Annotated in this window: 9 protein-coding genes; 4 read left to right on the top strand and 5 right to left on the bottom strand. The window is 70.7% G+C overall.

The features are described 5' to 3' along the window. Nucleotides 1-65 precede the first annotated feature (65 nt). The gene (locus D7X74_RS36155) at nucleotides 66-1,700 is read right to left on the bottom strand and encodes a long-chain fatty acid--CoA ligase (RefSeq protein ID WP_120537537.1); all 1,635 of its coding nucleotides are present in this window, start codon (nucleotides 1,698-1,700) and stop codon (nucleotides 66-68) included. Nucleotides 1,701-1,811: 111 nt separating this feature from the next. Continuing rightward, nucleotides 1,812-2,849, bottom strand: coding sequence for a 6-phosphofructokinase (locus D7X74_RS36150; RefSeq protein WP_120537536.1), 1,038 nt, complete (start codon nucleotides 2,847-2,849; stop codon nucleotides 1,812-1,814). Between the two features lie 207 nt (nucleotides 2,850-3,056). On the opposite strand from D7X74_RS36150, the gene D7X74_RS36145 reads away from it, so the two are divergent. Beyond that, nucleotides 3,057-3,824 (top strand): glucosamine-6-phosphate deaminase, encoded by a 768-nt coding sequence (locus tag D7X74_RS36145; protein WP_120537535.1) that lies wholly within the window; start codon nucleotides 3,057-3,059, stop codon nucleotides 3,822-3,824. A gap of 142 nt (nucleotides 3,825-3,966) precedes the next feature. On the opposite strand, the gene D7X74_RS36140 is transcribed toward D7X74_RS36145, so the two are convergent. Further along, a complete protein-coding gene (locus D7X74_RS36140; RefSeq protein WP_120537538.1) occupies nucleotides 3,967-4,773 on the bottom strand; it encodes a lytic transglycosylase domain-containing protein in 807 nt (268 codons plus the stop codon). A gap of 464 nt (nucleotides 4,774-5,237) precedes the next feature. Between D7X74_RS36140 and D7X74_RS36135 the strand changes: the two genes are divergently transcribed. Continuing rightward, entirely contained in the window at nucleotides 5,238-5,705 is a 468-nt protein-coding gene (locus D7X74_RS36135) for a hypothetical protein (protein ID WP_120537534.1), read from the top strand. A gap of 28 nt (nucleotides 5,706-5,733) precedes the next feature. On the opposite strand, the gene D7X74_RS36130 is transcribed toward D7X74_RS36135, so the two are convergent. Continuing rightward, nucleotides 5,734-6,285, bottom strand: coding sequence for a hypothetical protein (locus D7X74_RS36130; protein WP_120537533.1), 552 nt, complete (start codon nucleotides 6,283-6,285; stop codon nucleotides 5,734-5,736). Between the two features lie 18 nt (nucleotides 6,286-6,303). Beyond that, nucleotides 6,304-6,906 carry a hypothetical protein gene (locus tag D7X74_RS36125; RefSeq protein WP_233595799.1) on the bottom strand — a complete coding sequence of 201 codons (603 nt, stop codon included), beginning with the start codon at nucleotides 6,904-6,906 and terminating at the stop codon, nucleotides 6,304-6,306. 350 nt (nucleotides 6,907-7,256) lie between these two features. Between D7X74_RS36125 and D7X74_RS36120 the strand changes: the two genes are divergently transcribed. Both D7X74_RS36120 and D7X74_RS36115 read left to right on the top strand, forming a co-directional pair. Then, nucleotides 7,257-7,913, top strand: coding sequence for a carboxypeptidase-like regulatory domain-containing protein (locus tag D7X74_RS36120; RefSeq protein WP_233602408.1), 657 nt, complete (start codon nucleotides 7,257-7,259; stop codon nucleotides 7,911-7,913). After that, nucleotides 7,910-8,480, top strand: a 571-nt coding sequence (locus D7X74_RS36115; protein WP_199741979.1) for a hypothetical protein, incomplete at its 3' end; no start/stop codon positions are given. The genes D7X74_RS36120 and D7X74_RS36115, both read left to right, overlap by 4 nt.

The following is an 8,480-nucleotide window of genomic DNA, read 5'->3' as shown; positions in this document are numbered from 1 at the left end:
AGCCCCGCCCCAGTGCGAGCCGCCGGCCCCCAGGTGTCAGGTGCCCGGCGGTCGCTTCAATCACTTCAGGACGCGACGGGCGCCTTCAACAGGTGGTCCCCGAAGTCCTCCCGGAGCTTCATCTTCAGGAACTTCCCCGTCGACGTGCGCGGAATCTGCGGCACGAAGAGGAAGTCATCCGGCAGCCACCACTTCGCGAACTGCTTCTCCAGGTGCGCCGTCAGCTCCGCCTTCGTCGCCTGCTGCCCGGCCTTGAACACCACCGCCGCCAGCGGCCGCTCGTCCCACTTGGAGTGCCGGCCCGCGAACACCGCCGCCTCCAGCACGGACGGGTGCGCCATCAGCGCGTTCTCCAGCGCCACCGAGCTGATCCACTCGCCGCCCGACTTGATGACGTCCTTGCTGCGGTCGGTGATGTGCAGGTAGCCCGCCGCGTCGATGGTCACCACGTCGCCCGTCTTGAACCAGCCGTCCGCCGTGAAGCGGTCCTTGCCCTCGTCCCCGAAGTACGAGGCCGCCACCATGGGCCCGCGCACCTCCAGTTCGCCCATCGCCTTGCCGTCCCAGGGCAGCACCTCGCCCGTGTCGCTCACGTGGCGCGTCTCCACGAAGGGCACCGAATAGCCCTGCGACGCATACGCATCCAGCTGCGTCTCCGGCGACGCCGAGTGCAAATCCCCCTTCAGCCGCGCCAGCGTGCCCACCGGGTTCATCTCCGTCATGCCCCAGGCGTGCAGCACCTCCAGCTTGTGGCGCTTGCGGAACCCGTCGATGAGCGACGGCGGCGCCGCCGAACCGCCAATCACCATGTGGCGCATCGCGCCCAGGTCCCACTTGCCCGGCTCGCGGTCCAGCTGCGCCAGGATGCCCAGCCAGATGGTGGGCACGCCGCCCGCCACCGTGACCTTCTCATCCCGCATCAGCTCCAGCAGGGACTGGGGGTCCAGGTGCGGCCCGGGCAGCACCTGCTTCGCCCCCGTGAGCAGCGCGTCGAAGGGCAGGCCCCACGCGGCCGCGTGGAACATGGGCACCACCGCCAACACCGTGTCAGTGTCCTTGAGGCCCAGCACCTCCGGCAGGCAGCACACCAGCGTGTGCAACACGATGGAGCGGTGGCTGAAGAGCACGCCCTTCGGATTGCCCGTCGTGCCGGACGTGTAGCAGAGCATCGCCGCGCTGTTCTCATCCAGGCGCGGGAACGCGAACGTGTCCGACTCCGCCGCGAGCAGCTTCTCGTAGTCCAGCCGCCCCTCCGGCACCGGGCCGTCGTCCGGGATGACGATGACGTGCTTGATGCAGGGCGCTGACTTCTCGAACTTCTCCAGCAGCGGCAAGAGCGACCGGTCCACCACCACCACCGTGTCCTCCGCGTGGCTCGCGATGTAGGCCAGGTCCTTGGGGTGCAGCCGCAGGTTGAGCGTGTGCATCACCGCGCCCATCGACGGCACCCCGAAGTACACCTCCAGGTGCTGGTGATGGTTCCAGCTCAGCGACGCCACCCGGTCCCCCGGCTTCACCCCCAGCCGCGTCAGGGCGTTGGCGAGCTGGCTCGTGCGCTTGTGGAAGTCCGCGTACGTGTAGCGGTGCAGGGACTTGTCCGGGTTGCGGCTGACGATCTCCTGCGCGCCGTAATAGGAGCGCGCGCGCTCCAGGAAGTGCGTCAGGGTGAGCGGGAAGTCCATCATGCGACCGGTGAGCATCGGCACCATCCCTTCGCGAACGGGTGAAGGGCCGGATGCTACCGGATGCGCGGCGCCATGCCCTCCACTCCAAGTGGAGGAGGGCATGGCGCGGTACGTCAAAGTCGACTGTCAGCCGAAGAAGACCTGGGCGACCTCGAAGAACTCCTTGGGGACGCGCTTGAGCTCGCGGGTGGCCTCGGCGAGGTTCTCGCTGACGATTTCGTTGCCACGCAGGGCGGCCATCCTGCCGAACTCGCCCCGGGCGACCATGTCGCACGCATGCACGCCGAACCGGGTGGCGAGCACCCGGTCGTGCGCCGTGGGGGCGCCGCCGCGCTGGATGTGGCCCAGCACGGACACGCGCGTCTCGAAGCCGGTGCGGCGTTCAATCTCCGACGCGACGATGTTGCCCACGCCGCCCAGGCGCGGACGGCCGGCTTCATCCAGCGCGCCCGTGGTGACCAGTTGTTCGTTCTGGTCCGCGGACAGCTTGATGCGCGTGCCTTCCGCGACGACGACGATGGAGAAGGTGCGCCCGCCCGCGTTGCGGCGCTGCAGGTGCTGGGCGACGGCCTCCAGGTCGGCGGGGATCTCCGGGACGAGGATGACGTCCGCGCCGCCCGCGATGCCCGCATAGGTGGCGATCCACCCGACGTGCCGGCCCATCACCTCGCAGACGATGACGCGCTTGTGGGACTCGGCGGTGGAGTGCAGCCGGTCCACGGCCTCCGTGGCGATCATGACGGCGGTGTCGAAGCCGAACGTGAAGTCGGTGCCGTTGAGGTCGTTGTCGATGGTCTTCGGCACGCCGACGATGCGCACGCCCTCCTGGGCCATGCGCGTGGCGGCGGAGAGGGTGCCCTCGCCGCCGATGGCGATGACCGCGTGGATGCCATTGCGTTCGATGGCGCGCTTCACGCGCTCCAGGCCGTTCTCGACCTTGAAGGGGTTGACGCGCGAGGTGCCGAGGATGGTGCCACCCCGGTGCAGGATGCCGGAGGTGGTCTCCCGCGTGAGGCGGAAGTGGTTGTCGTCCAGCAGGCCCTTCCACCCATCCCGCAGGCCCATCATTTCGAAGCCGTGCTCGCTGGCACGGCGGACGATGGCGCGGATGACCGCATTGAGGCCGGGGCAATCACCCCCGCCGGTGAGCACGGCGACTTTCATGAGCCGGGTTCTAGCCCGACCCGGGCCCCGCGTGTGAGGACCGTTTACGCCGAGCGCTCATCGGGGGACCCACCCGGCGCCCGGGCGTGCGGGGGACCGGCCGTGCGCCGTGGGCCTGTTAATCGGCCATTGCCGCGCGGCGCAACGCACGCAGTGGCTGGGGGGGCGCGCGACCCGGGAGGAGGGACGGCGTATGCTGGACGGCGCATGAACCTACGTGTGTTCGAGACGGAGCAGGAGGCGGCCAGCACTTGCGCGGCGCGCATCGCGGAGGCCGTACGTCACACGCCGGAGCTGGTGCTGGGGCTGCCCACGGGGCGCTCGCCGCTCAACGTGTACCGGGGGCTGGCGGAGCTGGCGGCGAAGGGGGCGCTGGACCTGTCGCGGGCGACGACGTTCAACGTGGATGAGTTCCTGGGCCTGCCGCCGGAGGACGGGGGCAGCTTCCGGGCGTACATGGACCGGCACCTGTTCCGGCATGTGAATCTGTCAACGGCGCGGATCCACTTCTTCGACGGGTGCGCGCCGGACGCGGAGGCCGAGTGCGCGCGGTACGACGCGGCGTTGGCGGCGGCCGGAGGACTGGATCTGCTGCTGCTGGGCGTGGGGCCCAACGGGCACGTCGCGTTCAACGAGCCCGGCGAGGTGTTGACGGCGATGAGCCACCGCGCGCGCCTGAGTCGGGAGACGCGGCTGTCGCACGTGCTGGCGTTCGGTGATGACCCGTCGCGCGTGCCCATGTCGGCGCTGACGCTGGGCATGGCGGCGGTGCTCCAGGCGCGCAAGGTGGTGGTGCTGGCGTTCGGGGTGAACAAGGCGGCGGCGGTGACGGCGATGGTGCACGGGCCGGTGACGCCCCGGTGCCCGGCGTCGTTCCTCCAGCTCCACCGCGACGTGGAGGTGTGGCTGGACACGGGCGCCGCCAGCGGCCTGCAGGGCTCACGGGTCAACATGGCCCGCGTGGGCGGGGGCTGAAGCCGTTCGGCAGGCACGGGCTTGTCGCCGCAGGGACGTGACGTGCGTGGATGCACGGCGCGGGATTGAATTGGCCTGGGGGGCGAGTGCGGATCATCCGCCCGCTCCCCTTGATTGGCGCGTGGATGTCGCGCCCCGTTGCCTACGGCTTCTGCGCGGACGCGAGCCGGGGCGCGGCCTTGCCGGATGACGCGGGCCGGGGGGCGGGCTTCTTCACGGGCGCCGTCTTCCTCAAGGCTGCCGGCTTCGCGTGCGCACCGGACGGCGGGGCCTTCCTCGCGGCGGCTTGGGCCACGGCAGTCCGCTCCGGTGCCTTCGCCGCGGCCGAGGTGGGCACCGGCCGCTTCACCACCACGGGCGCGGGCGGCCGGGTGTGCGCGTACGCCGCGAGCACCTTGGCCACGTAGAACTCCGTCTCCCCGTTGCGCGGCACGTGCCCGTTCACCGAACCCGGCCCCGCGTTGTACGCGGCCACCGCCAGCCGCACGTCCCGGAACCTGCGCAGCTGCTCCGCCAGATAACGCCCGCTCGCGTCGATGGAGGGCGCCGGGTCGAAGGGATCCTCCACCCGCATCAGCGCCGCCGTGTCCGGCATCAACTGCCCCGGGCCCATCGCCCCCGCAGGCGAGATGCGGTGCACCCGCGTCTCCGACTCCACCTGGATGAGTGCCCGCAGGAGCCCCGGCGGAATCCCATGCCGGCGCTCCGACTCCGCGATGAGCGGCTCCAGCGGCGGGTGCGCGTCCAGCACGCACGCGGGCCGGTGCGCCGCGTAGGCCCCCAGCGCTCGCGCCTTGGTCTTCAGGAAGGAGAAGGACAGCGGCGACACCTGCGTCCCGCCGAGCCACGCCACGCCCACGTTGAGCAGCACCACCGGCACCAGCACGCACGGCGCCAGCCACGCCCATCTCGGAATGTCGAAGCCGCCCACGGTCCGCTTGCGTCCCACCCTTCCCACTTAGGGGCCCCGCGCCGTCCCGTCCAACTTCCGGCCCTGGATCGTGAACACCGCCTGTGCACTGCCTCCCCTTGTCGCTTGGCTCAGGAGGCCCGCCTGCTGGTCCCGCGCCGTGAACACCCGCGTGCGCACCCATGCTTTCGGGGCCTCCCTTGGGTCGCCCGGCTCAAGAGGGCCCCCCGCTGGGGGGCATGGCGCGAACCTGTCCGACTGTCGGACAGGTTTTGGCGAGCAGCCGTCGGCGGGGCGTCCTCATGGACCCGGTTTCTGGAGTGTCCACTCCAAGTCCGGGAGAGCCCACTTCGTGAGCACCTGCCTGCGCATCACCTCCCCCGGGGGCCGCACCCTGTCGCCTGGCTCACGGGGCCCCGTGGGGCATATGCACTGACGTTCGCTTCGCGCTGCCGGGGCGAAGGCCCATGTTCATCCCCAGGGGTTGGATGGGGGAGGGGACGATGATCGGCATCCCGCTGGGCTGGGCGTATTCGAACTTCGCGGAGTGGGCGCTGCGCCGGTACGTGACGCCGGGCCGCCGCCATCCTCCCGCTCCCCCGCATGCGTCCTTCGCGGCGTCACCCTGCGCGGATGCGTACCTGCGCTCGCTGTGGACTCGCGCCAAGGAGCTGCGGGAGCGAATGGGGCTGACGGTGCTCGCGCTCGCGCACATGCCCCTGTTCCCCGTGGCCCCCTTCTTCGTGGGCACCGTGTGGGCCTGCGCGTTCAACTTCCACCGCGTGCACCGCCGCGCGCACCTGGACCCCACGTGGGCCCGTGCCAACGTGCCCTGGCTCTGCGACCACCACCTGGGGCGCGTGGCGGATGCGAACTGGTGCGTGACGCATCCGTTCTTCGACCAGGTGCTCGGCACTCGGCACGAACACCTGGGCATCCAGCCCGCCGCGCCCGTCCCGGCGCTGTCCTGACGCCGGAACGGGAACGCGACGGGGACCGTCAGAACACCAGGCCGAAGTAGTTGGCGCTCGCCTTGGCGCCCACGCACACCCGGATGTCCGCGCTCCACGGCTGCGTGGGCAGTGAACCCGTGGCCTGGAAGAGGAACTCCAATTCCTCCTGCTTCGCCAGGTCCAGCACGTCCACCGCGCCGCTGCCGGTGAGCTGCAGCTTGTTCGTGGCGCCGCCATTGCCCGTGCGGCGGAACTCGCCCAGCAGCACGTACTCCGGCGAGCCCGGCTTGCGCACGGAGAGGCTCGCGCGCTCGATGCCGCTGATGTCCGTGGTGGCGGTGGCATCGAAGAGCTTCAGCCGCAGCTGGGTCTCCACGTCGGTGTCGTCGGGCAGCGCGCTGGCGAAGTCGCCCAGCGGCACCTGGATGGACTGCTCCACGGAGGCGCTTCCCGGGAAGGCGGCGGGGAAGGACAGGTCGTCCTCGGCCTTGCAGATCTCCTCGGCCTCCACCTCGATGTTGAAGAGGGACTCACAGCCCGTGGTGAAGAGGGGCAGGGCGCAGCAGAGCAGGAGGGTGCGGAAGGTTTTCGTACGCATGGTGGGGAGTCTCCTGGCTCAGAAGAAGTAGAGGATGAAGCCCAGCTTCACGGACGGGATGGTGGCGCGCACGTGCAGCGGCCCCGACGTCACGGTGTCGTCGTTGGCCGCGTCCTGGATGAGCGGCGTGGGCTCCGGCACCGTGAGCGCCACGTAGCTCAGGCCCACGTTCAGGAAGAAGTTGAAGCGGCTGCTCGCGCCCACCTCCAGACCCACGCTGCCCGTCACGTAGTTGTACGTGACGTCGCGGATGGCCTGCGACGTCGTGCTCGGTTCGCGGCCCAGCCAGTCCAGCACCTCGCTGTACTCGGAGCCGAAGTAGTGCCCGACCTCCGCGTTGAACGACGGCGAAATGAACGTGTCCATCGGCAGGATGCTCACCCCGCCGCGCACGCCGACGCTCAGCGTGTTGGTGGTGGGGCCCGCCTGCAGCCGCACCCACGACGCGGGGCGCAACACCGCCGACACGCCAATGCCGTGCGGGGCGCCCGCGTCCACCAGCAGCCCCAGGGTGTGCTTCGTGCCGCCTTCCTCCTCCGCCAGCGCGGGGGTGGCGAAGCCGAGTGCGGCCAGACACCCCAGCGCGAAGCCGGAGGAAAGAAGGGGGGTGCGTCGTCTCATCGAAAGGGAGTCCATCGTCATGATGAAGGTTCCACGGTGGTTGCCGGCCCGGGGGACATCTTTCGCGGAAGGCGCCCCGGAAGAGAAGCCATGTCGTGTGAAACCCGTACGGGCTTTCCGGGATGCCGCGATGTGCGGAGGAAGGACTGCCCGGTTCCCGACAGGGCAGGGGCCGCGTGCGTGGCGACCCGGGGCGTTCAATCCCTGTCGGCTCAACGACGTCCCGCTCCATCCCATGGGTGATGGGCGGACGCGTGAGGTCATGCGAGCGTACAATGGGCAGGCACGGCGTAACGGTGGACAGGCCGGGAACCGGGGGGCCAAGGATGATCGACGAAGTCGATCTGCGCATGAAAGCGTGGGTAGGCCGTATCGCCACGGAGGCATCCGTGTACCTGGGCGTGCCGGACCGGGAGTCCCTGGAGCGGGGTGTCTGTCTTTACCTGCTGGAGCTGGGGCCCGCGCCCCTGTCGCGTCCCGGCAAGCGGGGCGTCCTCCAATTCACCGTCTGCTATCTGGTGACGGTGGGCGCGGACACGCCGGAGCGCGCGCACCGGCTCTTGGGCGACCTGGTCTTCGCGGCCATGAGCGACAAGGAGATCGAAGTGGACCTGAGCCCGGTGCCGGCCGCGCTCTGGGCGGGATTGCGCTCGGTGCCGCGCCCCGCCTTCCGCCTGCGGGTGCAGGTGCGCAAGGAGCAACCCCTGGCGGAGGTGAGATGTCTGTCATTGGTGGACAGCGCGCCCCCACCGGGCGGGTTGCTGGGCCGGGTGGTGGGGCCCGGTGACGTGCCCATCCGGGGCGCGTGGGTGGCGCTGCCCTCCCTGCAACTGAGCACGCGCACGGATGCGCAGGGACACTTCCAGTTCCCCCGCGTGTCACCCGCGAAGTCGCTGGGCCGGCTGGAGGTGCGCGCCGAGGGCGAGCTGCTGGCGGTGGACTCGGAGGTGCTCGCCTCCGGGACGGCGCCGTTGATCATCCGGATGCCCGTGAAGGATGACGGGTGACGCGCGGCCCTTCTCCTGCCGGGGCGGTGGAGGACTGGGTGCCTCCGCTCCAGGCGCGTCGCCATCGGGCCTGGCGGTTGGCCCTGGCGCGGTGGGTGAAGGGCTGGGCGGATCGGATGCTGGCTGAACATGCCGCGGCGCTCGCGAAGGAGGCGGTGACACTGGGTGGCGGGCGGGTGCGCTCGCTGCCCGTGCGGGAGCCGGACGTGACGCTGCTGCCGGTGGCGGTGTGGCCTCCGCGCCTGGAGATGTCCGGCGCCGCGCCGCCGGCACCTCCCGTGGTGCCGGAGGCCGTCCGGCGCCTGTCGGATCCGCTGGACCCCAACGCGCCCACGCCGCGTCCGAACGCGCTGCGGTGCATCCCCATGGCGGACGGCGCTTCGCCCTTCGACCTGGAGCCGGAGTGCGGCACGCCTCCCAGGATGGGGCCCGGAGTGCCCTTCGGCTTTGATCCAGAGGACCTCCTGCCCGCGGAGCCCAAGGCGGTGGTGGCCCTGGCCCTGGAGCCCGCGGCCCTGCTCCAGGCCGCCGCGCTTCCCCCTCCCGACGTGACGACGCACCCCGCCC

Source organism: Corallococcus sp. CA047B, assembly GCF_003612065.1.
Taxonomy (GTDB): domain Bacteria; phylum Myxococcota; class Myxococcia; order Myxococcales; family Myxococcaceae; genus Corallococcus; species Corallococcus praedator.
This window is presented reverse-complemented; position numbering and strand designations above follow the sequence as displayed.

Excerpts from the sequence above, each read along its gene's own strand:
- D7X74_RS36125 (WP_233595799.1), bottom strand. The coding sequence starts at position 6,906 with ATGAGACGACGCACCCCCCTTCTTTCCTCCGGCTTCGCGCTGGGGTGT.
- D7X74_RS36150 (WP_120537536.1), bottom strand. The coding sequence starts at position 2,849 with ATGAAAGTCGCCGTGCTCACCGGCGGGGGTGATTGCCCCGGCCTCAAT.
- D7X74_RS36120 (WP_233602408.1), top strand. The coding sequence starts at position 7,257 with ATGAAAGCGTGGGTAGGCCGTATCGCCACGGAGGCATCCGTGTACCTG.
- D7X74_RS36135 (WP_120537534.1), top strand. The coding sequence starts at position 5,238 with ATGATCGGCATCCCGCTGGGCTGGGCGTATTCGAACTTCGCGGAGTGG.
- D7X74_RS36145 (WP_120537535.1), top strand. The coding sequence starts at position 3,057 with ATGAACCTACGTGTGTTCGAGACGGAGCAGGAGGCGGCCAGCACTTGC.
- D7X74_RS36130 (WP_120537533.1), bottom strand. The coding sequence starts at position 6,285 with ATGCGTACGAAAACCTTCCGCACCCTCCTGCTCTGCTGCGCCCTGCCC.
- D7X74_RS36155 (WP_120537537.1), bottom strand. The coding sequence starts at position 1,700 with ATGCTCACCGGTCGCATGATGGACTTCCCGCTCACCCTGACGCACTTC.